This window comes from Clavibacter californiensis, assembly GCF_021952865.1.
In the GTDB taxonomy this organism is placed as follows: Bacteria; Actinomycetota; Actinomycetes; order Actinomycetales; family Microbacteriaceae; genus Clavibacter; species Clavibacter californiensis.
This window is the reverse complement of the sequence record NZ_CP040792.1, coordinates 2,716,386-2,737,818: the sequence shown is the minus strand read 5'-3', so window position 1 is coordinate 2,737,818 and position 21,433 is coordinate 2,716,386. Positions and strand designations below refer to the sequence as shown.

Here is a 21,433-nt window from a genome sequence, read left to right as displayed (position 1 = left end):
GGCATGATGGTGGGGCCATGGAAACCCCGACCCCCCGCGCCGCGCCCTCCACCGCGAGCGGCCTGCTCCTCATCGACAAGCGCGGGGAGTGGACGAGCCACGACCTCGTCGCCCGCACGCGCCGCCTCGCCGGCACCCGCAAGGTCGGGCACGCGGGCACGCTCGACCCGATGGCGACGGGCCTCATGATCCTCGGCGTCAACAGCTCCACGCGCCTGCTCACCTACCTCGTCGGCCTCGACAAGGAGTACCTGGCGACCATCCGCCTCGGTCGCGCCACCACGACGGACGACCGCGAGGGCGAGGTCGTGTCCCGTGCCGAGCCCGGGCGGATCCGCGACCTGGCCGTCGCCGACGTGGAGCGGGCCATCGCGGACCTCCGCGGCACCATCTCGCAGGTGCCGAGCGCCGTGAGCGCCATCAAGGTCGACGGCAAGCGCGCGTACGCCCGCGTCCGCGCCGGTGAGGACGTCGAGCTCGCCGCGCGCGAGGTCACCGTCTCCGCGTTCGACGTGCTGCGCTTCGACGCGGTGGAGCCCGAGGAGGGCGAGGAGGACGGCGCGCAGCTCGACCTCGACGTCCGCATCACCTGCTCGTCCGGCACCTACGTGCGGGCGCTCGCGCGCGACCTCGGCCGCGCGCTCGGCGTCGGCGGCCACCTCACCGCGCTCCGCCGCACGCGCGTCGGGCCCTTCCACGTCGACGACGCGGTGCCGATCGACGACATGGTCGTCGCCGACCGCCTCATCCCGCCGGCCGACGCCGCCGCGCGCCTCTTCGACGTGCTGCACCTCACCGAGCAGGAGGCGATCGACCTCGGGCACGGCAAGAAGCTCACGACGCCCGACGAGGCGCCCACGGGGGATCCGCTCGCCGCGGTCGCGCCCGACGGCCGGCTCGTGGGGCTGGTCGGCTTCCACGGCCGCACCGGCACGTCCATCGTCAACTTCCCGGCCGACGACCGGGGCGCGTCGTGATCGGCTGGTTCACGGTCGCGCAGGTCGCCGTCGCGGTCGTCGCGGGTGTCCTGTGCCTCGTCGTCGGCGCCATCGGGCGGAAGCCGAGCGACCTCACGGTGCTCCCCACCGCGCTCGTCGAGGTGCTGCTCGTGGTGCAGCTCGTCATGGCGATCGTCGCGCCCGCGGTCGGCAACCCGCCGTCGGGCAGTCTGATCGAGTTCTACGCCTACCTGCTGAGCGGCCTGCTGATCCCGCCGCTCGCGGTCTTCTGGGCGCTGGTCGAGCGCACCCGCTGGAGCACGATCATCCTGGGGGCGTCGTGCCTGGCCATCGCGATCATGGTCTACCGGATGGACGTCATCTGGAACGTGCAGTCCGCGTGACCGGCCTCTCCCTCGGGTAGGGGATAATCGCAGGTGCCATGACTGACTCCCGTACCTCGCGCATGACCGGTCTCGGACGGGTCCTGGTCTTCTTCTACGGGCTGCTGGCCCTCGCCGCGACGGGCCGCTCGGTCACGCAGATCCTCACCAAGTTCGACGAGGCGCCCGTCGCGTACGCGCTCTCCGCGCTCGCGGCCGTGGTCTACATCGTCGCGACCGTCGCCCTGGTCGCGCCCGCGCGCACGCAGGAGGCCGCGCGCCGCTGGTACCGGATCGCGTTCGCCACGATCGCGTTCGAGCTCGTGGGCGTGCTCGTCGTGGGCACCCTGAGCCTCGTCGACTCCCAGCTCTTCCCGCACGACAGCGTGTGGTCGGTCTACGGCTACGGCTACGTGTTCATCCCGCTCGTGCTGCCGGTCCTCGGCCTGTGGTGGCTCCGGAGCGGGGGACGCTCGCGCGTGAGCGCCGTCGACGAGCGCCCCGTGCGCGGAGACCGCTGACCGTGCTCGTCGTCCACGACCCGGCTGACGTGCCGGGCGGCTTCGGGCCGAGCGCCGTCACCATCGGCAAGTTCGACGGCGTGCACGCGGGGCACCGAGCGGTGATCCGGCGCCTCCTCGGGATCGCGGCCGACGAGGGCCTGGCCTCCGCCGTCGTCACCTTCGACCGCCACCCCGCCGCGCTCCTCGCGCCCGCCGCGCGCCCGCAGAGCCTCGTGAGCAACCGGCAGAAGATCGAGCTGCTCGCGGAGCTCGGCGTCGACGCGACCCTCATGCTCCCGTTCGACGAGCGCCTCCAGCGCCTCAGCCCGGAGGAGTTCGTGCGCACGGTGCTGGTCGACGCCCTCCGTGCCCGCGTCGTGCTCGTGGGCGAGGACTTCCGCTTCGGCGCGCAGGGGGCGGGCGACGCGGCGACCCTCACGCGCCTCGGCGAGAACCACGGCTTCCGCACGGTCGTCGTCGGCGACGTGATGCCCGACGGCAGCCGCAAGGTGTCGTCCACCTGGATCCGCGACCTCATGGACCGCGGCGACGTCGAGGCCGCCGCCGAGCTGCTCGGTCGGGCGCCCGCCGTCCGGGGCGTCGTCGTGCACGGCGAGAAGCGCGGCCGCGAGCTCGGCTTCCCCACCGCGAACCTGTCGCCGGAGGCCGAGGGCCTCATCCCCGCGGACGGCGTCTACGCGGGCTGGCTGCGCGACGGCGACCGCACGTACCCGTCCGCCATCTCGGTCGGCACCAACCCGACGTTCGCGGGCGTCCGGCCGCGCGTCGTCGAGGCGTTCGTGCTCGACGAGACGCTCGACCTCTACGACCACGAGGTCGAGGTGGTGTTCGTCGCCCGCATCCGCGGAATGGTCGCCTACGAGGGGCGCGAGCCGCTCATCGCCCAGATGGCGGACGACGTGATGCGCACGCGCGGGGTGCTCGGGATCTAGGCCTCGCCCGCTGTCCGCGCCGCGTCGCCCTCGGGGCGGGGCGTGCGGCCGAAGAGGTACATGACGAGCGTCGACGCGGTCGCCTCGATCACGGGGCCGTGGCCCACGCTCCAGCCGGCGTCCGAGGCGCGCAGCGTGCGCGCCCGCAGCACCCCGCGGATCTGCGCGGGCGCGATCGCGGCGCGCGCGACGGCGACGGCGCCGGTCGCGCGGTGGTCGAGCTCGAGATCCGCCTTCAGCGCGTGCGCGATGTCGAAGGCGTGCACGACCACCTCGAGCAGCTCCGGCAGGCGCTTGCGACCCTTCCCGGCGCGCTTCTCGGCGGCGATGGCGCGGATCCGGGCGACGAGCTCCTCGGGGGAGCGGGCGGCCTCGTCGGCGCTGAGGTCGTCCATCACGTGCATGGGGTTGAGGTGCGGGCGGCGGCGCATCGACCCCACGGCCGTGCGCACCATGGCGGCGTTGCTCGCGCCGACCCGCCAGACGATGTGCCCGGCGACGTCGCGCACGGTCCAGCCCTCGCACATGCTCGCCGCCTCCCAGCCGTCCGCGTCGAGGGACGCGAGGAGGTCGGCAGTGCGGTCCAGCACGTCCGCGATCTCCGCGCTCCAGATCCCGGTCACCTTCGCCTCGGGCTCGGACGGGCGCTGGCTGAGGGGCAGGTGCCGGGAGATCTCGCTCATGGCCGAGAGCCTATTCCGACCGCCGTAGAATCTGGTGGTGACGACGACTCCCGCAGCTCCCCGCGCGGGCGCGCTCCTCGCCCTGGTCGGCATCGTGCTGGTCGCCCTCAACCTCCGCACGGCCGTCGCCGTCTTCTCGCCGATCGTCGACCAGATCGGCCGCGACGTGCCGCTCGACAGCGTCTCGATCGGCGCGCTCGGCGCCCTGCCGCCCGTCTGCTTCGCGCTGTTCGGCCTGCTGGCGCCCGCGATCTCGCGTCGACTCGGCCTCGAGCTCACCGTGGTGGTGGGCCTCGTCGCGATGGTCGTCGGGCACCTGCTGCGCGCCGGATCCGACACCGTGGTCGTCTTCGGCGTCGGCACGATCCTGTCTCTCGCGGGCATGGGCCTCGGCAACGTGCTCCTGCCGCCGCTCGTGAAGAAGTACTTCCCCGGCCGGATCGGGCCGCTCACCTCGCTCACCACCGTGATGCTGTCGATCAGCACGGGTGTCCCGTCGCTGGTCGCCGCGCCCCTGGCCGACAGCGCGGGCTGGCGCGTGGCGATCGGAGCCTGGGCGGCGATCGCGGTCGTGGCGCTCGTGCCGTGGATCGCGCTGCTGGTGAACCACCGCCGCGACACCCGGCGCGAGCGCGCCGCCGCGGCCGGGGCGGACCAGGTGGAGGAGGCGCCCGCCGCCGTCACGGGCCGCGTGTTCCGCTCGCCGGTCGCGTGGGCGCTCGTGGGGATCCAGTCCGCCTCGTCGTTCAACGCGTACGCCATGTTCGCGTGGCTGCCCGCCCTCCTCCAGGACACCGCGGGGCAGTCGCCCGTCGCGTCGGGCGCGCTCCTCGCCGTCTTCGGCTTCATGGGGCTGCCGGCGGCCATCGTCATGCCGATCCTCGCGGCGCGCATGAAGAACGTCGGCATCCTGATCCAGGTCGGCGTGCTCTTCTTCGTCGTCGGCTACGTCGGCCTGCTGGTCGCGCCGGCCGCCGCGCCGCTCCTCTGGGTCGCCGCCGCCGGATCCGGCCCGCTGCTGTTCCCGCTGGTCTTCGTGCTCATCAACCTGCGCACCCGCACGCACGGGGGAGTGGTGGCGCTCAGCGGCTTCGTCCAGGGCATCGGCTACTCGATCGGCGCGATCGGACCCCTGCTGTTCGGCGTGCTGCACGAGCTGTCCGGCGGCTGGACCGTGCCGCTGCTCATGCTGTTCGTGATGGTCGCGGTCGCATCCGCGTCGGGCTTCTACCTCGCCCGGCCGCGGATGCTCGAGGACACTTGGGACCGCGCGCCCCGCGAGGCCGCACGCGAGGGCTGACGCCCGGCGGATCGCGTCGCGTGCTCCGTCCACCTCCCGACAGCCCGCCGCCCGTACGGGGTCCATCGCCCGTCGCATCGATTCGGCACCGTGGGGAATCCACGGGCACGGCGACACGGAGGACACGGAGGACGAACGACGCACGCACGACGGTGAGCCGCAGGGGCTCGCTCCGGACCGGAGCGGCGATCGACCCGGCCGGCCCCGCCATCGACGTGCTGGGCGACGCGGACCCGTGGGAGGACCTCTGGTCCTCCACGAGCCCGCTCCACGCCGAGCTGTCCCAGGCGAGGGCGACCGCCGTCAGAAGCTCGGGACCATCTCCCGGCGGTGCACGAGCGCGCCCGCGCCGATGATCGGGCCGTCGGAGGAGAGGCCGGAGGGCACGACGCGCGTCTTGGTGACGAAGCCGAACTGCTCGCGGAGCGCGATCGGCTCGCGGATCATGTCGAAGAGGTCGGGCGTGACGCGGCTGAACCCGCCGCCGATCGCGACGACGTCGAGGTCCACGAGGGAGCTGGCGGACGCGATGGCCCGGCCGATCGCGAGGCCCGCGCGCCGGACAGCCGCGACGGCCGTCGCGTCGCCGTCCCGGTAGGAGGCGGCCAGGTCCTCGCCGGTGGATCCCGTCCAGCCCTGCGCGCGCGCCCAGGCGACGCTCTTCGGCCCCGACGCGATGGCCTCCACGCATCCCTGTCCGCCGCAGGTGCACGGGTCGTCGAACCCGGCGACCTCGACGTGCCCGATGTGACCGGCGTTGCCCGTGGATCCCGCCGCGGTGCGGCCGCCGAGCACGAGCCCGCCGCCGATCCCGGTGGAGACGATCATCCCCATCACGTGGTCGTGGCCGCGGCCGGCGCCGACCCAGTGCTCGGCGAGCGTGATCGCGAGGCCGTCCATCTGCAGCGTGGTGGGCACGTCGGGCGTGAGCTCGGCGACGCGGTCGCGCAGCGGGTAGTCCCGCCAGGCGGGCACGTTGAGCGGAGACACGAGGCCGTGCGGCACGTCGACGGGGCCCGCCGCCGCGAGGCCCGTGCCGACGAGCTCGGCGTCGTCGGGCAGGGCGGCCAGCGCCTGCCGGGCGACCCCGAGGACGGCGTCGAGCAGCTCGTCGGCGGAGCGCTCGGGACCGGTGGGGCCGCGGAACCGGCTGCCCTCGAGCACGCGGCCCGCGTCGTCCACGAGCGCGGACTCGACCTTGGTGCCGCCGAAGTCGACGGCGAGCGCGAGCGTGCGAGGCATCTTCGTCCTGTCCCGGCCCCGGATCCGCCCGTCGACCGGCGTCCAGGATACGGGCGGTGGGCGGCCCACCCGCGGGGCGCGCGGCCCGCCCTCCGCATCCCCGTGCGCACCATGCCCTGACACCTGTGAGGAATTCACTGACCGGACCGGCGGTCCGCACCTAGGCTCGGCACGTGGATCCCGATCACACCCCCGGACAGACCCCGCGCGAGGCGTCCGACCCGCGCGCCGAGAACCCGATGCCCTCCCGGCGCGGCGGCGCCCCCGCCCTCGAGCACACCGACGCCGCCGAGGCGCGCCTCGCCTCCCGCGAGCTCGACGAGGGCATGCCCTCCTCCGCCGGCCTCGAGGACGACCGCGGCGACGACCGCGCGCGCTTCCCCGCCCTGCCCGGCGCCTTCCTCTCCGAGGCCCGCGAGTCCACCGTCTTCCTGCCGTACGAGTTCGTCTTCCGCCGGCTCATCCCCCTGCCGCCGCTCATCGTGTGGGACGCGGTGTCCGACGCCGACATGGTCTCCGGCTGGCTCGCCGAGGCGTCCATCGAGCAGGAGGACGGCGGCGACTTCTGGTTCGAGTGGATGACGGTGCCCGACCGCAGCCTCGCCTCCGCGTCCGGCGGCACGGTCACGCGCTTCGAGGAGGGGCGGGCGATCGACTACACGTTCGTGCACGAAGGCGAGGTCTCGGCCCGCTTCCTGATCCGCCTCCACGAGCTGCCCGGCGGCCCGCGCGACCGGCAGACGGAGATCAGCGTCACGGTCTCGGGCTTCCTCCCCGCCGGCATCGCGAACGTGCTGAAGGCCAGCTGGCGCCTGCACCTCGACCTGCTCGAGGACCTCGTGCACGGCAGCCCGGTGGACTGGGCGACATGCGAGGCCGAGCACGGCCCCACCTGGCGCCGGTACCTGGCCGAGCTCGAGTCCGCCGAGGGCTGATCCGCGGGCGGCGTCCACCGCCCGTCCCGGCTCCTGGGAGCCGCTTGCCAGGCTGATTGCCTAGCGTGAGGGAATGACATCGCCGAGCGCCGCCTCCCGTCTCGCCCTCGTGACCGGAGCGACGGGCTACATCGGCGGTCGGCTCGTGCCCCGTCTCCTCGAGGCCGGCTTCCGCGTGCGCGTGCTCGTGCGGGATCCCCGTCGCCTCACCGACGTGCCCTGGCGCGACGACGTCGAGGTGGTGCGCGGCGACCTCGCCGACTCCGCGACGCTCGGGCCCGCGGTCGACGGCGTCGACGTCCTCTACTACCTCGTGCACGGCATGGGGTCCAAGGGCGACTTCGCGTCGTCGGAGCGCGCCTCCGCCGAGCACGTCGCGACGGCCGCGAAGGCCGCGGGCGTGGGCCGCATCGTGTACCTCGGCGGGCTGCACCCCGACACCCCGCAGCTCTCGAAGCACCTCGCGAGCCGCAAGGCCGTCGGCGACGTCCTCCTCGCGAGCGGCGTCCCGACCATCGCGCTGCAGGCGGGCGTGGTCATCGGATCCGGCTCCACGTCGTTCGAGATGATCCGCCACCTCACCGAGGTGCTGCCCTTCATGCCCGCGCCCGGCTGGGTCCGCAACTTCATCCAGCCCATCGCGATCCGCGACGTCCTCTACTACCTCGTCGCCGCGGCCGACCTGCCCGCCGACCTCAACCGCACCTTCGACATCGGCGGGCCCGACGTGCTCCGCTACGGCCAGATGATGAACGGCTACGCGGTCGAGGCCGGGCTGCCGCAGCGGCCCATCGCGTCCATCCCGATCTTCGCCCCGCGCCTCGCCGCGCACTGGGTCAACGTCGTCACGCCCATCCCGCGGACGCTGGCCGTGCCGATCATCGAGTCGCTGCAGTACGACTGCGTCATGGGCGAGCACGACATCTCGAGCTACATCCCCGACCCCGAGGGCGGCCTCACCGGCTACCGGCGCTCCGTGCGCCTCGCCCTCGGACGGATGCGCGACGGCGTGGTCGAGACCAGCTGGAAGGACTCCGCCGTCGTCGGCGCGCCCAGCGACCTGCTGCCGAGCGACCCCGACTGGTCGGGGCACACGGTGTACCTCGACCTCAAGGAGCGCTCGACCGACGCGGCGCCCGAGGACCTGTGGGCCGTGATCGAGTCGATCGGCGGAGAGAACGGCTGGTACTCGCTGCCCGTCGCCTGGGCCGCTCGCGGCTGGATGGACAAGCTCGTCGGCGGCGTGGGCCTCCGCCGCGGACGCCGCAGCGCGACCACGCTGCAGACCGGCGACGCGCTCGACTTCTGGCGCGTCGAGCACATCGAGCGCGGATCCTCGCTGCGGCTGCGCGCCGAGATGAAGCTGCCCGGCGAGGCCTGGCTCGAGCTGAGCTCCACGCCCCGCGAGGGCGGCGGCAGCGACTACCGGCAGCGCGCGATCTTCTTCCCCTCCGGCCTCGCCGGCCGGCTCTACTGGTTCTCGATCCTGCCGTTCCACGGCGTCATCTTCACGTCGATGGCCACCCGCATCACCGCGAAGGCGCTCGCCGCGACGCGGTCCCGCGAGGCCGGGCGTCCCCTCGAGGGGGCCGCGCGGTGAGCCGGCGGATCGGCGCCCCGCGCATCGGCCTGATCCTCCTGACCCTGGTGGGCATCGCCCTCGCGTCGGCCGGCCTCGCGACCGCGGTGACGATGAGCGTGTCCGCGCCCGTGCAGGCGCGGGCCGACCTCTCGATCATCTCGGGTGACGGACCGGCCGCGGCGCGCACGCCGCCGGCGGGGAGCACGCCCGACCCGGCGGCCTCCGAGTCGTGGAAGCCCGTCCCCGTGGACGCGGCCGGCGACCGCAACATCACCGACCTCACCGACGGCGCCGCGTCGCGCGTCACCATCGACGTGCTCGGCATCCCCCTGAACCCCGGGCAGGCGGGCGCGCTCGTCGCCGCGATCCTGTCGCTCCCCCTCCTCATCGCCGTCGCGGTCCTCGTGCTGTCGCCGCGCCGACGTCTCTGGTGGCGCCGGGTGGCGCGCCGGCAGCACGGCTGAGGCCGGCGCCGATCCGGTGACTTCCCCGGGCGCAGGGCCATGATGGGCACGACGAGAGGCGGATCCATGGCACGGCGCACGCGCACGACAGTCCTCCTGGGCGACAGCCTGACGGGGGACGGCGGCTGGGGCGGCATCGTCCCCGGTCCCGACGGCGAGGACGCGGAGACGCGGGTCGTCGACCTGGGGCGCGCCGGCCAGACCACCGACGACGTGCTCGCGCTCCTGCCGGACGCGGTGGCCGCCGACCCCTCGATCGTCGTGGTGTCCTGCGGCACGCACGACCTGGGCGCCGCGCGCCGCGGGCCGGAGGCGACCGTCCGCGCGCTGGAGACGATCCTCGCGCACCTCCGTCGCGACCTCCCGGCGGCGCGCATCGTCGTCCTGTCGGTGCCGCCGCGCGGGCGCGAGCACGCCGAGCGGATCCGCGTCGTCAACGTGCACATCCGCCAGTACGCGCCGGCGGTCCGCGCCGAGCACGTGGACCTCTGGCCCGCCCTCGGCTTCGGCGACGGCGAGCTCGCCCCCACGCTCACGGACGACCGGCTGCACCTCACCGACGACGGGGCCGAGGCGGTCCGCGCGGTGCTCGCGCCCGTCCTCGCGGCCGGGGACGGCGAGGACGGGTCGGCGGACGACGCGACGGCCGAGGCCGTAGATCCGGCCCGCTCCTAGGGGTCGGTCGCGTCCGGCTCGGGGGAGCGCAGCGCGCCCACGCCCACGAGGACCACGCCGAGCTTGCGCAGCCACCAGTCGCGCGGCGTCGCGGCGGATCCCGTCGACACCTCGCCGGAGAACCTGGCGGTGACGCGGTCCATGGTGCCGAGCGCGTCGCGCTGCGCCGCCTCCTCGCGCGCGTGCAGCGCGTCCGGGGCGCCCGCCGAGTGTGCGGGGCCTCCGCGCCGGGACGCGTGGAGGGTCCCGGCGGCGTCGGCGGCGTGCTCAGCCGCGACCCCGTCGGCGGCCAGGGCGAGCAGCCCGCGCCCCACGGCGGCCGGCAGCGTGGCGTCCACCATGGGGGACGACGACGCGGGCCGGTCGGCCGCACCGCCGCCCGCCGCCAGCACGCGCTCCCACCCGACGTAGGACTCCACCCCGATGTCGAGCACGGTGTCGAGGACCAGCACGGCCTCCGCCTCCGCGAAGCCCATGCGGGTCAGGTCGCGGATCGCCCCGGTGAAGCGCAGGACGACCTGGTCGGGGGCGGTGTCGAGGTGGTGGATCGCGCTCGCGAGGCCCGGGTGCCGGTCGTACATGTCCCAGATGCGCGCGACGGCCTGCTCGAGGTAGGCGCGCCACGAGGTGTCGTCCGGCGCCACGAGCTGGGCGGCCGGGAGGTCGGGGACCGTCGGCCAGTCCATGCGCGCGACGGCCGTGTCGCACGCGAGGAGGACGATGTCGTCGCGGCTGGCGACGTGCCGGTACAGCGTCGAGTGGTCGACGCCCAGGCGTTGCGCGAGCGAGGTGAGGGTGAGGGTGCTGAGGCCGACCTCGAGGGCCGCCTCCGCGATGAGCCTCCGCGAGACGCGCGCGGGCCTCCCGACCCGACCGGCTCGCCGCTCCATGCGCCCGATCCTACCGTGACGGCGCCAGCGGTTCGGGGGCGAAGGATCCCGTCCCGCGTCGAGCTCGGTGGCGGGAGGGCCGGCCGCCGCGGCTCCGTCGGCCGGCGCCGGGAGTCGCCGCGGCTAGCGTGGGAGCATGCCCGACACCACCACCACCCCCTTCACCGAGCTCGACGAGTTCATCGCCATCCCGCGCCTCGGCGGCCTCGTGCTCTCACCCGACGGACGCCGCGCTGTGCTCACCGTCACGACCCTCGACGCCGCGAGGACCGGCTACCGCCACGCCCTCTGGGTCGTGCCCGCGGCAGGCGGCGGCGTGCCGCGGCGCCTCACCCGCTCGGCGAAGAGCGAGGGCGGCGCGGCGTTCACCGCGTCAGGCGACCTCCTCTTCGTCTCCTCCCGGCCCGACGCCGACGACGCCGACGGGAACGAGGCCGCCCAGCTGTGGATCCTCCCGGCGGCCGGCGGCGAGGCCCGCGCGCTGACCCGCCTCGCCGGCGGGGTGGACGGCATCGCGGCCGTCGCGCGCGACGCGGCCACGGTGGTCCTGCAGGCGCGGCTGCTGCCCGGATCCGGCTCGCTCGAGGCCGACGCCATGGCGCGGAAGACGCGCGCCGACCTGAAGGTGAACGCGATCCTGCACGAGAGCTACCCCGTGCGCTACTGGGACCACGACCTCGGCCCGGACGAGCCGCACCTGTTCGCGCTCGACCTCGCCGACGCGCTCGTGGAGGAGCCCGCACAGCCCACGACCGCGGATGCGGCGGCCGCGCTCGCCGCAGAGGCCGCGACCGAGGACGGCGGATCCGCGGCCACGGCCCCGGCCGCCGGCGCGCAGCCGTACCCGACCTCGCTGCCGCGGCCGCGCGACCTCACGCCGGAGCCCGGCCGCACGCTCGAGCACGCCACCGCGGCGATCAGCCCGGACGGCCGCACGCTCGTCGTCGCCCTCGGCGTGAAGGAGCGCCGCGGCTACCGGCAGGCCCTCCTGTCGATCGACGTCGCGACCGGGGAGCGCACCACCCTCCTCGACGTGCCCGGCGTCGACCTCGAGATGCCCGCCATCAGCCCCGACGGCGCGCTGCTCGCCTACGTGCGCACCGACCGCGCCACGCCCGCCGCGCCCACGCAGCAGGAGCTCTGGGTGTCGGCGCTCGACGGGTCCGACGCGCGCCGCGTCGCCGCGGGCTGGGATCGCTGGCCCTCGTCGCTGCGGTTCGACGCGGACTCGCAGGCGCTCGTCGTCACGGCCGACCAGGACGGACGCGGACCCGTGTTCCGGATCGGCCTCGACGACTCGGTGACGCAGCTCACGACCGACGACCACACCTACACGGACGTGCAGGTCGACGGCGAGACCGGCGACGTGCTCGCGCTCCGCTCCTCGTGGATGGCGCCCGCGCACCCCGTGCGCGTGTCGGCCGCCGACGGATCCGTCACCGGGCTCGCGACGCCCGCGCCCGTCCCCGCCACGACCGGGACCATGACCGAGGTCGAGACGACGGCCGCCGACGGCGCGCGCGTGCGCGCCTGGCTGATGCTGCCGGATGGCGCGTCGGCCGAGACGCCCGCGCCACTGCTGCTGTGGATCCACGGCGGCCCGCTCAACAGCTGGAACGCGTGGAGCTGGCGCTGGACGCCGCAGGTGCTGGTGGCGCGCGGCTACGCGGTGCTGCTCCCGGATCCCGCGCTCAGCACCGGCTACGGCCTCGACTTCATCGCGCGCGGCTGGGACGCGTGGGGCGAGGCGCCCTACACCGACCTCATGTCCATCACCGACGCCGTCGAGGCGCGCGACGACATCGACCAGACGCGCACGGCCGCGATGGGCGGCTCGTTCGGCGGCTACATGGCCAACTGGGTCGCCGGGCACACCGACCGCTTCCGCGCGATCGTCAGCCACGCGAGCCTGTGGTCGCTCGACCAGTTCGGGCCCACCACCGACTCGTCGCAGTACTGGCAGAGCATCTTCTCGGCCGAGGGGCTCGACCGGAACTCCCCGCACCACTCGGTGCGCGACATCGTGACGCCCATGCTCGTGATCCACGGCGACCGGGACTACCGCGTGCCCATCGGCGAGAGCCTGCGGCTCTGGTCGGAGCTCGCGGAGCACCACGCGGCCGACGACGGCACCACTCCGCACCGGTTCCTGGTCTTCCCGGACGAGAACCACTGGGTCCTCAAGCCCCAGCAGTCGGTGGTCTGGTACCGGACGGTGCTCGCCTTCCTCGACCAGCACGTGCACGGTGCGGAGTGGAAGCGGCCCGAGGTGCTCGGCTAGCACCGCGGTTCGCAGGCCGGGCGGCGCGGGCATGCGGGATGATGACCGGATGCCCGCGCGCCCTGCCCCCGGTACCACGCTCCTCCGCGCCGCCTGGGCCGTCGACGCCCGCGGCACGACCGCCGACGCGTGGGTCCTGATCGAGGCCGACGGGATCCGCGCAGTGGGCGCGGGACGCACCGCGCCGGAGGCCGACCGGACGCTGGACCTCGGCGACGCGACGCTCGTGCCCGGCTCCGTCGACCTGCACGTGCACGGCGGCGCGGGCGCATCCCACGAGGACGGGGACGAGGGGATCCGGACGGCCGTCGCCCTGCACCGGCGGCACGGGACGACGCGGTCCGTCCTGAGCCTCGTCGCGAACCCGGTGCCCGACCTCATGCGGTCGCTCGGCGCGATCCGCGAGGCGATGGAAGGGGACCCGACCGTCCTCGGCGCGCACCTGGAAGGCCCGTTCCTCTCGCCGCACGCGGCGGGGGCGCACGCGCACGAGCACCTGGTGGATCCGACGCCCGCGCGCATCGAGGCCCTGCTCGCGGCGGGGGAGGGCGTGCTCCGGCAGGTGACGATCGCGCCGGAGCTCGACGGCGCGCTCGATGCGATCCGCCGGCTCGTCGCCGCGGGCGTGGTCGCGGCCGTCGGGCACACCACGTGCTCGGGCGAGGTGGCGCGGGCCGCCTTCGACGCGGGCGCGACCGTGCTGACGCACGCCTTCAACGCGATGCCGGGGATCCACCACCGGGAGCCCGGCCCGATCATGGCCGCGCTCGCCGACGAGCGCGTGACGCTCGAGCTGATCCTCGACGGCGTGCACGTGGCGCCCTCGGTCGCGGCCCTGCTGTTCCGCGAGGCCCCGGGCCGCGTCGCGCTCGTCACGGACGCCATGGCGGCGACCGGATCGGCCGACGGCCGCTACCGCCTGGGCTCGCTCGACGCCGACGTGCGCGACGGCATCGCGCGGCTCGCGGGCACCGAGACGATCGCGGGCTCGACGCTCACGCAGGACCGCGCGCTGCGGATCGCGGTGGACGAGGTGGGCCTCGCCCTCCCCGACGCGGTCGCGGCGCTCACCGTCGTCCCGGCCCGCGCGCTCGGCCTCGACGAGCGGCTCGGCCTGCTGCGCGCCGGATCCGCCGCGGACGTCGTGGCGCTCACGCCCGGCCTCGAGGTCGCGCGCGTCTGGGCGGCGGGCGTCGGGGTGCCCGACGCGCCGGCCGCGCCGGCCCCACCGGCCGCGCCTCAGGCCTCGTCGCGGTAGATGACCCGGCGCTCGCCCGCGCGCACGGCCGCGGTCAGGCGGTTGCCGGCGGGCGGGAGCGGGCAGTTCATCCAGTCGGAGAAGCCGCAGGGCGGGACGACGGCGCGCGTGAAGTCGAGGGTCACGGGTCCGTCGCCGTCGGGGCGGGGGATGAAGAGGAAGCGGCTGGGCGCGTAGCTCTCGCGGCCGGTGGTGGCGTCGGCGAAGACGAGCTGGAGGCGGTCGCCGTCGGCGAAGGCGCTGAGGCGCACCTCGCGCCCCTCGATCTCGACCACGATGTCGCCGGGGACGGGCAGCTCGCGCGTGCGGCCGGCGTCGGCGATGTGCTCGAAGGGGATCACGCGGTCGTCGTCGACGCGCTCGAAGCGGCCCTCGAGGATCCACTCGGGCGCGTACGGGTAGACCTCGATGTCCTCGAACGCGCGGTTCCTCGGGCTCGCCGCGTCCCACAGCCGGTAGCCGTGCTCGGGCTCGCCGGTGTCGAGCGAGGTGCGCTCGATGCGCGTGAGCTGCACGGTGTCGGGCTGGCCCTCGAGCGCCTCCAGGTCGCTGACCTCCCGGCCGGGCTCGAGCCAGGTCGTCTGGATGAGCGCGAGGCTGCCGAACGGGCTCGTCACGGCGGCGAGGCGGGCGCGGTGCCAGGAGTCGTATGCGGCGAGGGCGTCGGGGTCGGCGGCGGCGGAGCGGGCGGGATCGGTCGTCGTGTCGGTCACGTGAGGGTCAACGCGCCTGGCGCGGGCGCATTCCCGGAGCGCGCGGCGCGCGGAGCCCGCGCGGAGGCGACGGGTATTGACTGGATGCACCGACGGAAGGACGCAACATGGCTCGCACGGTCGCCGACCAGCTCATCGCCCAGCTCATCGAGGCGGGGGTGAGCCGGATCTACGGGGTCGTCGGCGACAGCCTCAATCCCGTCGTCGACGCGGTGCGGCGCACGGGCGGGAGCCGCAAGGGCGGCATCGACTGGATCCACGTGCGGCACGAGGAGGCGGGGGCGTTCGCGGCATCCGCCGAGGCGCAGCTGACCGGGAAGCTCGCCGTGTGCGCCGGATCCTGCGGGCCGGGCCACCTGCACCTCATCAACGGCCTCTACGACGCGCACCGCTCGGGCGCCCCGGTCCTCGCGATCGCGAGCCACATCACCACGAACCAGATCGGCTCCGGCTACTTCCAGGAGACGCACCCCGACCGCCTCTTCGTGGAGTGCTCGCACTACACGGAGATGATCTCGACCGCCGTCCAGGCGCCGCGCGTCGTCGACCAGGCGATGCGGCACTCGCTCGCGCTCGGCGGCGTCAGCGTCATCACGCTCCCCGGCGACGTCGCCGAGTTCGAGGCGGAGGGCGAGGCGCCCGCGTTCTCGCTGCCGCGCCGCCCCGCCATCGTGCCCGCCGAGGAGGACGTGCGCGCGCTCGCCGCCGCCATCGACGAGGCGAGGAGCGTCGCGATCTTCGCGGGCCGCGGGGCGGGATCCGCGCACGCCGAGCTCATGGAGCTGGCCGACAAGATCGCCGCTCCCGTCGGCCACTCGCTGCGCGGCAAGGACGTGATCCAGCAGGACAACCCGTTCGACGTCGGCATGACGGGCCTCATCGGCTACGGCGCCGCCGCCGCAGGCATCTCGGGCGCCGACCTGCTGATCCTCATCGGCACCGACTTCCCCTACGACCAGTTCCTGCCCGGCAAGGAGGTGCGGACCGCGCAGATCGACATCGCGCCCGAGCGCCTCGGCCGCCGCACCGACGTCGACATCGCGATCCACGGCGACGCGCTCTCCACCATCCGCGCGGTGCTGCCGCTCGTGGAGCGGAAGACGGACCGCAGGTTCCTGGAGAAGCTGCTGAAGGAGCAGGAGAAGAAGGTCGAGCAGGTGGTCGGCGCGTACACGACCAAGGCGGAGAAGCTGAAGCCGATCCACCCGGAGTACGCGGCCAGCATCCTCGACGAGGTCGCGGCCGACGACGCCGTCTTCCTCAGCGACACGGGTATGTGCAACGTGTGGACCGCGCGGTACATCACCCCGAACGGACGGCGGCGGATGCTCGGGTCGCTCGTGCACGGGTCCATGGCCAACGCGCTGCCGATGGCGATCGGCGCGCAGGTCGCGCACCCGGAGCGGCAGGTCGTGTCGGTCTCGGGCGACGGCGGCCTGTCCATGCTCATGGGCGAGCTCGTCACGGTCGCGGCGTACCAGCTGCCGGTGAAGGTCGTCGTGTTCAACAACTCGACGCTCGGGCTCGTGAAGGTGGAGATGCTCGTCGACGGGATCCCCGACTTCGGCGTGGACGTGCCGATGGTCGACTACGCGGCCGTCGCCGCGGCACTCGGGATCCACGCCCAGCGGGTCGAGGACCCGGCGGACATCCGCGGCGCGTTGGAGGCCGCCTTCGCGCACGACGGGCCCGCGCTCGTCGACCTCGTGACCGACCCGATGGCGCTCTCGATCCCGCCGGAGATCACGGCCGCGCAGGTGAAGGGCTTCGCGCTGTCGATGTCGAAGATCGTGATGAACGGCGGCGTCGGCGAGGCCGTGAAGCTCGCCCGCTCGAACCTGCGGAACATCCCGCGGCCGTGAGCGGTTCCGCTGACGTCCCATCGCCCGTCCCACCTCGAGGAGAACCCATGTCCCAGCCCGTCGTCGTCACCGCCGTCTTCACGCCCGTCGAGGGCAAGCACGACGAGGCGGTCGCCGCCCTGTCCTTCGGCATCGCCGAGGTGCACGAGGAGGAGGGCTGCGAGGTCTACGCGATCCACGACGCGCCCGACGGCACCATCGTGATGCTCGAGAAGTGGTCGTCCGTCGAGGACCTCGAGGCGCACGGCGCGGGCGAGGCCGTCGCCCGGATGGGCACGTCGCTGGCAGGCCTCATCACGGGGCCCGCCGTCGTCACGCGGCTGGTGCCGATCCCGGCGGGCTCGGAGCTGCAGGGCGCACTCTAGGCGACCGCGTCGGCTCAGCCGACCTCGACCAGCGTGATCCCCTTCGAGCGGTCGCCCGACGCGAGCGCCTCGAGCGCGGCCGGGGCCTCGTCGAGGGTGATGCGGTGCTCGATGAGGAGCTCCGGGCGGAGCGCGCCCGAGGCGACCAGCGCCATCAGCTCCGCGTAGTCGTGCGCGGGCATGCCGTGGCTGCCGTGCAGGCTCAGCTCGTGGCTGATGACGAACGGCACGGGCACCGTCGGCTCGCTCGCGAAGAGGCCGATCTGCACCTGGCGGCCGGTCGGCGCGAGCGCGAGCAGGCTGATCCGGAGCGTGGACTCGCGGCCGAGCGCCTCCACCGACACCTGGACGCCGTCGGGGGAGACCGCGTGGATCGCGTCGAGGACGTCGAGCTCCGAGAGGTCGGACGAGTCGATCGTGTACTCGGCCCCGAGCTCCGACGCGCGCGCGAGGGCGGCCGGGTCGACGTCGACCGCGATCACCTCCGCGCCCACCGCCACGCCGATCATCACCGCGCTGAGGCCCACGCCGCCGCAGCCGATGACGAGGAGGCGCTCGCCGCGCTGGATCCGGGCCCGGTGCACGAGCCCGCGGAAGGCCGTGGCGAAGCGGCAGCCGAGGAGAGCGGCGGCGCCCGCGTCGAGGTCGTCGGGCACGGGGATCAGATTGACGTCGGCGTCGTGCAGGGCGACCAGCTCGGCGAAGGATCCCCAGTGCGTGAAGCCCGGCTGCGTCTGGTCGCGGCACACCTGGCCGTTGCCCGCGCGGCACTCGGCGCAGCGGCCGCAGGCGCACACGAACGGGACGGTCACGCGGTCGCCGACGTGGAAGCGCGTGACCTCGGGGCCGACCTGGTGGATCCGCCCGACCAGCTCATGGCCCGGCACCTGCGGGAGCTCGATGCCGTCGTCGTGGCCGAGCCACCCGTGAGCGTCGCTGCGGCAGACGCCCGTGGCCTCGACGCGCACGACCACGCCGGCGGCGGACGGGACGGGATCCGGCAGCTCGCGGACGACGGGCGTCTCGCCGAACCTCTCGTAGACGACGGCGCGCATGGGGGCTCCTCGGGGTCGGGGCGGGGACGGGCTCGTCCACGGTATCCGAGCGCCGGCCCGCTCCCGCCGATATGGGGCGGAGCCGGCCGACTGCCTGCGCGGCGTCCTCCCGGCGCGCGCTGGCAGACTGACGGGGTGACCCGCACACCCGCCGCCCCCGCGTTCACCCGTCCGTCGCTCGCGCCCGGGCTGCTCGGCGCCATCGTGCTGCTGGCCGGGTTCGCGGTCATCGACGGCGACCTCTTCACCGTCGTGCGGTTCGCGGTCGCGATCCTCGCGCTCATCATGATCGTGTTCTCGGTGCGCGCCCGCAGCTGGTGGAGCGCCGCGCTGCTCGCGGCGGTCGCGGTCATGTGGAACCCCGTCGCCGTGATCCCCATCGAGGCCGTCACGTGGCAGTCCCTGCAGTACGTCGCCGCGATCGTGTTCATCGCGGCCGGCATCCTCGTGAAGGTGCCCGTGGAGGGGAGCCCTACGCCGGGCCGACCCCGAACGCGCGCTCCTCGGTGAGTCCGCGTCGCAGGTAGGCGACGATCTCGTCGAGCGAGCGGCGGGCGAGCGCCGGGTCGGCCGCCGGGTAGGCGAGCCAGCCCTGGTCCGCGCGGGGGATCCGGATGAGCCGGGTCTTCGCACCGGCCGCCTTCAGCGCCGTCACGCCCTCCGCGACGCGGTCGATGCGCGGATCCGCGGCGCCCACGTGCACGAGCATGTCGGGCAGCCGGTCGCGGCCGTGCCCCTGGCGGTCGGCGGATCCGGCGCTCGGCACGTCGCCGGACGGGCTCACGAGCACGAGCCGCAGCACGGCGGGTCCGCCGGCGTCGCGGGCGAGCGCGGTGATGCGCAGTGCCCGGTCGGCACCGGGACCGTCGCCGAGGATCCCGAGCCGCTCCGGCGTGCCGTTCCACCCGGCCGCATGCGACGCGATCCAGGAGAGGCCCGCGAGCGCCTGCGCGTCGTCCTCGGGCGCCATGGTCACGACCACCGCGCGCAGGTCCTTCGCGAGCGTGGACGGCAGCCAGTCGCCGTCGTGACGCGCGAGGACGACCAGCACCGGGGATCCGGTCGCCGAGCGGTCGTGCCCGGGCGGCGTCCACACGGCCACGTCGAGGGGGACGCCCTGCTGGCCGCCTGCGGGGAAGCGCACGATGCGCGTGCCCGCGGCGGGCGTACCCCGCATCGAGCGGGCGATCGCCGGGACGTGCCGGATCGCGAGGCCGAGGAGCCGGCGACGCCGGGTGAGCGTGCCGGGAGCGGTGCGCGCCGCCATCAGGAGCGGCCCGCGGATCCGGCGCCCGCCGATCCGGGCACGGGCGTCCCCGAGACGGACGCGCGAGCCTCGGAGGGGCGCGTCTCGCGTCCGCCGCGCGGCACCGCGCCGTGGCCCTCGGGCACGCGCTCGCCCTCTCGGACGGGGCCGGGGGGCGTGCCCTCGCCGAACGGTCGGCCGCCGAGCTCCTCGCGCCCGTGCGGCTCGAGCCAGCCCCAGGTCTCGGGGCCCGTGGGCACGACGCGGGTCGGGTTGATGTCGGTGTGCGTCAGGTAGTAGTGCTGCTTGATCTGCACGAAGTCGATGGTGTCGCCGAAGCCGGGCGTCTGGAAGAGATCCCGCGCGTAGGCCCAGAGCACGGGCATCTCGTCGAGCTTCTGCCGGTTGCACTTGAAGTGCCCGTGGTAGACGGCGTCGAAGCGCGCGAGCGTCGTGAAGAGGCGCACGTCCGCCTCGGTGATCGTGTCGCCCACGAGGTAGCGCTGCGTGGACAGGCGGTCGCTCAGCCAGTCGAGGCGGCCGAAGAGCCGGTCGTATGCCTTCTCGTACGCCTCCTGGGATCCCGCGAATCCGCAGCGGTAGACGCCGTTGTTCACGTCGCGGAAGACGAGGTCCGCGACCTCGTCGATCTCGGCCCGCAGCGCGACGGGGTAGAGGTCCGGCGCGCCCTCGCGGTGGTGCTCGGTCCACTCGGTGGAGAGGTCGAGCGTGATCTGGGGGTAGTCGTTCGTCACGACCTGGCCCGAGGGGATGTCGACGAGCGCCGGCACCGTGATGCCGCGCGGGTAGTCGGGGAAGCGCGCGAAGAACGACTCCTGCAGGCGCTCGGTGCCGAGCACCGGGTCACGCCCCTCGGGGTCGAGGTCGAAGGTCCAGCTGCGGGCGTCGTGCGTGGGGCCGGGGAGGCCGAGCGAGATGGCGTCCTCGAGGCCGAGCAGGCGGCGCACGATCACCGAGCGGTTCGCCCACGGGCACGCGCGCGCCGCGACGAGGCGGTAGCGGCCGGCCTCGACGGGCCAGCCCTGCGAGCCGTCCCGGAGGATCCGGTCCTCGATGTAGTTCGTGTCGCGGGTGAACTCACCCTCCTCCACGTAGCGGCCGGGAGCGCCCGCCTCGTTGCTGCCTGCGGGTGTCGCCTGATCCGTCATGCATCCACCCTAGGCCGGGCCGCCCACGGCGGTCGGGCCGACCGCGTCCAGGCCGACTCGAGCAGTGACCCGCCGAGGAGAACGTATTCGTGCTGCCGCCGCGGTGCTTCACCAACCCCGTGTCAGTGGGGCTGATGACCGCCCTGTATGTCGGGTACCTCAGCGTCTACTCACCGCACCAGCGCGTCCCGTCAATGGCGCTGATCGAGGGGCACGAGCGCGGCGTGTGACCGACCCTGGACCGGATCAAGGCGCTTGGCATTGTCCGCAACCGTGGTGGTCACCTACACATACGCCTTCTCGACCGACGATGACGCGGTGGATGTCACCGCTCGCGTCGACGCCAGCGAGTCGGGCGGCGCCGACACGATGGCCGGTGCCAGCGCAACGAGCGGTTCGCCGGCTGCCGCCATCGCGCCGTCCGCAGCTGTGGCGACCTCAGCGGAGGGACCCGAGCGAACTGCATCGGGCGTGCGTACCTGAATCGGCGCTGTACGCCGCCAGTTCCCTCATGCGTGCTGGCGGCGCTCGTCGGAGAGGCCCACTTCGCCGCGGCGATCATCCACGCCAGCTCACAACCGGGGAGCGCAGCGGCCAGCGACCTTGTAGCGGTCGCTCTCGAGGCGCTGCTGTTATCCGTTCGCGCGGGGGTCTACTTCCGGCTGGCGTGGCCGCTGCGGTCGTCCATGTCGGTCCTGATCGTCCAGCTTCCCGTCCTGGGGGCATTCTTCGCCGGGAAGGCCGTGATGTTCGTCGTGCTCGTGTCGGTCGCGATCCCGCTCGGCATCGTCGGGTTCATCTACCTCGGCCTCACGGAGCGTCGCCGGGCCGGAAACCGGCTCCACTGACCTGCTGCCCCGAACATATGACATCTCTCCCCTCAATCGAGCGCCGCAGCTGGTTGTACGACGTCATTTTGACTTCTACGTTCATGGC

The 21,433-nt window shown here is 74.2% G+C and carries 22 protein-coding genes; 15 read left to right on the top strand and 7 right to left on the bottom strand.

Features of this window, described 5'->3' with window-relative positions; genetic code table 11:
• Positions 1 to 17 precede the first annotated feature (17 nt).
• The 4 genes from truB to FGD68_RS13175 are packed head-to-tail and all read left to right on the top strand — an operon-like array spanning position 18 to position 2,777.
• Positions 18 to 977 carry a tRNA pseudouridine(55) synthase TruB gene (gene truB / locus FGD68_RS13190; RefSeq protein ID WP_119372915.1) on the top strand — a complete coding sequence of 320 codons (960 nt, stop codon included), beginning with the start codon at positions 18 to 20 and terminating at the stop codon, positions 975 to 977.
• On the top strand, positions 974 to 1,342 hold the full coding sequence (locus FGD68_RS13185) for a hypothetical protein (protein WP_119372916.1): 369 nt from the start codon (positions 974 to 976) through the stop codon (positions 1,340 to 1,342). Before truB ends, FGD68_RS13185 begins: the two co-directional genes overlap by 4 nt.
• A gap of 38 nt (positions 1,343 to 1,380) precedes the next feature.
• Positions 1,381 to 1,842, top strand: a complete 462-nt coding sequence (locus tag FGD68_RS13180; RefSeq protein ID WP_104237160.1) for a hypothetical protein — start codon at positions 1,381 to 1,383, stop codon at positions 1,840 to 1,842.
• Between the two features lie 2 nt (positions 1,843 to 1,844).
• Entirely contained in the window at positions 1,845 to 2,777 is a 933-nt protein-coding gene (locus FGD68_RS13175) for a bifunctional riboflavin kinase/FAD synthetase (protein ID WP_119372917.1), read from the top strand.
• Here FGD68_RS13175 and FGD68_RS13170 read toward each other — a convergent pair.
• On the bottom strand, positions 2,774 to 3,460 hold the full coding sequence (locus tag FGD68_RS13170) for a maleylpyruvate isomerase family mycothiol-dependent enzyme (RefSeq protein WP_119372918.1): 687 nt from the start codon (positions 3,458 to 3,460) through the stop codon (positions 2,774 to 2,776). The two genes, FGD68_RS13175 and FGD68_RS13170, sit on opposite strands and share 4 nt — an antisense overlap.
• A 37-nt stretch (positions 3,461 to 3,497) precedes the next feature.
• On the opposite strand from FGD68_RS13170, the gene FGD68_RS13165 reads away from it, so the two are divergent.
• On the top strand, positions 3,498 to 4,760 hold the full coding sequence (locus tag FGD68_RS13165) for an MFS transporter (RefSeq protein ID WP_237609546.1): 1,263 nt from the start codon (positions 3,498 to 3,500) through the stop codon (positions 4,758 to 4,760).
• Between the two features lie 303 nt (positions 4,761 to 5,063).
• Here FGD68_RS13165 and FGD68_RS13160 read toward each other — a convergent pair whose 3' ends face one another.
• Entirely contained in the window at positions 5,064 to 6,002 is a 939-nt protein-coding gene (locus tag FGD68_RS13160) for an ROK family protein (protein ID WP_119373757.1), read from the bottom strand.
• Between the two features lie 173 nt (positions 6,003 to 6,175).
• Here FGD68_RS13160 and FGD68_RS13155 point away from each other — a divergent pair, with 173 nt between their 5' ends.
• The 4 genes from FGD68_RS13155 (at position 6,176) to FGD68_RS13140 (ending at position 9,658) form a co-directional block, all read left to right on the top strand.
• Positions 6,176 to 6,937, top strand: a complete 762-nt coding sequence (locus FGD68_RS13155) for an SRPBCC family protein (RefSeq protein WP_237609545.1) — start codon at positions 6,176 to 6,178, stop codon at positions 6,935 to 6,937.
• A gap of 73 nt (positions 6,938 to 7,010) precedes the next feature.
• Complete coding sequence (locus FGD68_RS13150) at positions 7,011 to 8,537, top strand: SDR family oxidoreductase (RefSeq protein WP_119373641.1); 1,527 nt, start codon at positions 7,011 to 7,013, stop codon at positions 8,535 to 8,537.
• Entirely contained in the window at positions 8,534 to 8,983 is a 450-nt protein-coding gene (locus FGD68_RS13145) for a hypothetical protein (RefSeq protein WP_104237153.1), read from the top strand. The genes FGD68_RS13150 and FGD68_RS13145 overlap by 4 nt, the downstream gene beginning before the upstream one ends.
• Before the next feature lie 66 nt (positions 8,984 to 9,049).
• The gene (locus FGD68_RS13140) at positions 9,050 to 9,658 is read left to right on the top strand and encodes a GDSL-type esterase/lipase family protein (protein WP_237609544.1); all 609 of its coding nucleotides are present in this window, start codon (positions 9,050 to 9,052) and stop codon (positions 9,656 to 9,658) included.
• On the opposite strand, the gene FGD68_RS13135 is transcribed toward FGD68_RS13140, so the two are convergent.
• Complete coding sequence (locus tag FGD68_RS13135) at positions 9,655 to 10,548, bottom strand: TetR/AcrR family transcriptional regulator (RefSeq protein ID WP_237609543.1); 894 nt, start codon at positions 10,546 to 10,548, stop codon at positions 9,655 to 9,657. The two genes, FGD68_RS13140 and FGD68_RS13135, sit on opposite strands and share 4 nt — an antisense overlap.
• A gap of 136 nt (positions 10,549 to 10,684) precedes the next feature.
• On the opposite strand from FGD68_RS13135, the gene FGD68_RS13130 reads away from it, so the two are divergent.
• Both FGD68_RS13130 and nagA read left to right on the top strand, forming a co-directional pair.
• Positions 10,685 to 12,829, top strand: a complete 2,145-nt coding sequence (locus FGD68_RS13130; protein WP_237609542.1) for a S9 family peptidase — start codon at positions 10,685 to 10,687, stop codon at positions 12,827 to 12,829.
• A gap of 49 nt (positions 12,830 to 12,878) precedes the next feature.
• On the top strand, positions 12,879 to 14,087 hold the full coding sequence (gene nagA / locus FGD68_RS13125) for an N-acetylglucosamine-6-phosphate deacetylase (RefSeq protein ID WP_237609541.1): 1,209 nt from the start codon (positions 12,879 to 12,881) through the stop codon (positions 14,085 to 14,087).
• Here nagA and FGD68_RS13120 read toward each other — a convergent pair.
• Positions 14,069 to 14,800: a DUF1684 domain-containing protein gene (locus FGD68_RS13120; protein ID WP_237609540.1), complete on the bottom strand. Its 732-nt coding sequence runs from the start codon at positions 14,798 to 14,800 to the stop codon at positions 14,069 to 14,071. The genes nagA and FGD68_RS13120 overlap by 19 nt on opposite strands.
• A gap of 107 nt (positions 14,801 to 14,907) precedes the next feature.
• Between FGD68_RS13120 and FGD68_RS13115 the strand changes: the two genes are divergently transcribed.
• On the top strand, positions 14,908 to 16,662 hold the full coding sequence (locus FGD68_RS13115; protein WP_119373366.1) for a pyruvate dehydrogenase: 1,755 nt from the start codon (positions 14,908 to 14,910) through the stop codon (positions 16,660 to 16,662).
• 47 nt (positions 16,663 to 16,709) lie between these two features.
• Positions 16,710 to 17,027, top strand: coding sequence for a putative quinol monooxygenase (locus tag FGD68_RS13110; RefSeq protein WP_119373367.1), 318 nt, complete (start codon positions 16,710 to 16,712; stop codon positions 17,025 to 17,027).
• A gap of 14 nt (positions 17,028 to 17,041) precedes the next feature.
• Here FGD68_RS13110 and FGD68_RS13105 read toward each other — a convergent pair whose 3' ends face one another.
• A complete protein-coding gene (locus FGD68_RS13105) occupies positions 17,042 to 18,082 on the bottom strand; it encodes a zinc-dependent alcohol dehydrogenase family protein (RefSeq protein WP_119373368.1) in 1,041 nt (346 codons plus the stop codon).
• A gap of 135 nt (positions 18,083 to 18,217) precedes the next feature.
• On the opposite strand from FGD68_RS13105, the gene FGD68_RS13100 reads away from it, so the two are divergent.
• Positions 18,218 to 18,592, top strand: coding sequence for a DUF6804 family protein (locus FGD68_RS13100; protein ID WP_119373369.1), 375 nt, complete (start codon positions 18,218 to 18,220; stop codon positions 18,590 to 18,592).
• Here the strand turns inward: FGD68_RS13100 and FGD68_RS13095 are convergent.
• Positions 18,555 to 19,349, bottom strand: a complete 795-nt coding sequence (locus FGD68_RS13095) for an alpha/beta hydrolase (RefSeq protein ID WP_119373370.1) — start codon at positions 19,347 to 19,349, stop codon at positions 18,555 to 18,557. The genes FGD68_RS13100 and FGD68_RS13095 overlap by 38 nt on opposite strands.
• On the bottom strand, positions 19,349 to 20,497 hold the full coding sequence (locus FGD68_RS13090; RefSeq protein WP_237609539.1) for a glutathione S-transferase family protein: 1,149 nt from the start codon (positions 20,495 to 20,497) through the stop codon (positions 19,349 to 19,351). Before FGD68_RS13090 ends, FGD68_RS13095 begins: the two co-directional genes overlap by 1 nt.
• Positions 20,498 to 21,012: 515 nt before the next feature.
• On the opposite strand from FGD68_RS13090, the gene FGD68_RS13085 reads away from it, so the two are divergent.
• The gene (locus FGD68_RS13085) at positions 21,013 to 21,345 is read left to right on the top strand and encodes a hypothetical protein (RefSeq protein ID WP_119372779.1); all 333 of its coding nucleotides are present in this window, start codon (positions 21,013 to 21,015) and stop codon (positions 21,343 to 21,345) included.
• The last annotated feature ends 88 nt before the right edge of the window (positions 21,346 to 21,433 follow it).

Bases quoted from the DNA above. Each gene is read 5' to 3' on its own strand.
- FGD68_RS13105 (WP_119373368.1), bottom strand. From the start codon at position 18,082: ATGCGCGCCGTCGTCTACGAGAGGTTCGGCGAGACGCCCGTCGTCCGC.
- FGD68_RS13090 (WP_237609539.1), bottom strand. From the start codon at position 20,497: ATGACGGATCAGGCGACACCCGCAGGCAGCAACGAGGCGGGCGCTCCC.
- FGD68_RS13135 (WP_237609543.1), bottom strand. From the start codon at position 10,548: ATGGAGCGGCGAGCCGGTCGGGTCGGGAGGCCCGCGCGCGTCTCGCGG.
- FGD68_RS13110 (WP_119373367.1), top strand. From the start codon at position 16,710: ATGTCCCAGCCCGTCGTCGTCACCGCCGTCTTCACGCCCGTCGAGGGC.
- FGD68_RS13150 (WP_119373641.1), top strand. From the start codon at position 7,011: ATGACATCGCCGAGCGCCGCCTCCCGTCTCGCCCTCGTGACCGGAGCG.
- FGD68_RS13180 (WP_104237160.1), top strand. From the start codon at position 1,381: ATGACTGACTCCCGTACCTCGCGCATGACCGGTCTCGGACGGGTCCTG.
- truB (WP_119372915.1), top strand. From the start codon at position 18: ATGGAAACCCCGACCCCCCGCGCCGCGCCCTCCACCGCGAGCGGCCTG.
- FGD68_RS13130 (WP_237609542.1), top strand. From the start codon at position 10,685: ATGCCCGACACCACCACCACCCCCTTCACCGAGCTCGACGAGTTCATC.
- FGD68_RS13140 (WP_237609544.1), top strand. From the start codon at position 9,050: ATGGCACGGCGCACGCGCACGACAGTCCTCCTGGGCGACAGCCTGACG.
- FGD68_RS13095 (WP_119373370.1), bottom strand. From the start codon at position 19,349: ATGGCGGCGCGCACCGCTCCCGGCACGCTCACCCGGCGTCGCCGGCTC.
- nagA (WP_237609541.1), top strand. From the start codon at position 12,879: ATGCCCGCGCGCCCTGCCCCCGGTACCACGCTCCTCCGCGCCGCCTGG.
- FGD68_RS13160 (WP_119373757.1), bottom strand. From the start codon at position 6,002: ATGCCTCGCACGCTCGCGCTCGCCGTCGACTTCGGCGGCACCAAGGTC.
- FGD68_RS13170 (WP_119372918.1), bottom strand. From the start codon at position 3,460: ATGAGCGAGATCTCCCGGCACCTGCCCCTCAGCCAGCGCCCGTCCGAG.
- FGD68_RS13115 (WP_119373366.1), top strand. From the start codon at position 14,908: ATGGCTCGCACGGTCGCCGACCAGCTCATCGCCCAGCTCATCGAGGCG.